The 1,413-nt window shown below is 66.5% G+C and carries 1 protein-coding gene; it reads right to left on the reverse strand.

Translation table 11 applies throughout. The features are described from left to right. Window positions 1-141 precede the first annotated feature (141 nt). A partial coding sequence (locus tag LG661_RS24590; RefSeq protein ID WP_230534624.1) for a calcium-binding protein occupies window positions 142-1,413 on the reverse strand: 1,272 nt, incomplete at its 5' end.

Here is a 1,413-nt window from a genome sequence, read left to right on the forward strand (position 1 = left end):
GACGGACACAGAAAGGAAGAGGCGCTTCATGACGGTCTCCGAGGACGGGAGCAGAAATTGATGCAGGTTGCGGCGCTTGTGGGCCGGACTTGAACAGAACGAGGCAGAGCGAGAGATCTTCCCGCCCTGCCCCGAGCAGCCTTACAAAAGCACATCTCCAGCGGAGAAGAAGCCGACGATCTTGATCTGGAAGTCGGCCCGGCCGTCTCCGTCCGTGTCGCCCATCAGGATGCCGCGCTCGTAGCGCAGCTCGCCCGCCTGGCCGGTGAAGCCCGCCTTCAGGAACTCGTTCGGGTACAGGAAGGGCCCGTCGCCCCCGGACCAGCTGAAGGCCTGATTGCCCTTGCGGGTCTCGTTGGCATCGATGGTGCGCAGATCAATCCGGTCCCGGCCCGACTGGAAGTCGAAGATGACGTCGCGCTGCGAGCCGACCTTGCTCTCCCGGAGCGTGTTGAAGTCGAACACATTCGAACCGGATCCGCCCCACATCTTGTCCCGGCCCAGGCCACCGGTGATCCGGTCGTTGCCGCTGTTGCCCTTGAGACTGTCGTTGCCCGAGCCGCCATCAAGCCGGTCCGCCCCCGTGCCGCCCCACAGCGTATCGGCTCCGGATCCGCCGGAGAGCCGGTCATTGCCGGAGTTGCCGTAGAGGCGATCATTCCCCGACCCGCCACTGACCGTGTCATGGCTGGAGTCACCCTTGAGGGAATCACTGCCGGAGCCGCCATCGAGCCGGTCCCGGCCGGTCCCGCCGGAGAGCCGGTCATTGCCGGAGCCGCCCGAGACGGTGTCATGTCCGGCATCACCGTAGAGCCAGTCGTCGCCGCCTTTCGAGCCGATATAGTCGTTGCCGCCGCCGCCGTGCAGGGTGTCGTCGTCGGCTCCAAGCACAATGTGCTGCCTGGAACTGTCGCCGAACACCACCTGGGAGCCGGCGCCGCCGGTTACCTTGACGTTGCCGATCACCGCCGCGAAGTCGACGTTCTGGAGCGCGAGGGTGGTGCCGGCGGCAAGGCCGCGGGCATCGATCACCAGAGCGGTTTGAGGCGCCCCCGCAGCGCTGCTGCCGCTGATCACCAGCGGCACGCCCGAGAGGCTTCCGCTCTGCGTGGCGACAATGGTCTGCACGAGCAGCGGTTTGTCGGTTGGCAGGCTCGAGAGGAAGCCCGAGCCGCCGCCGCTCAGGGAGGTCTGGTCGGATGAGCCGGCTGACGTGTGCGCCTTGATCTCGCGGATCAGGTCGGCCAGCGAGGAGCCCGCCGGCTTGGGAGCCGCAAGACCTGAGGCGGTCAGGCCGATGCCGATCCCAAGCTGGACAGAAAGCACGTTGCGGCCGCCAACGGTCACGAGCGGAATATCAGCGTAATGGACGTCGCCGTCTGTCTCGCTCCGGCTTCCCCTCACGACCGGGAT

This window comes from Microvirga roseola, assembly GCF_020866965.1.
Lineage (GTDB): Bacteria > Pseudomonadota > Alphaproteobacteria > Rhizobiales > Beijerinckiaceae > Microvirga > Microvirga roseola.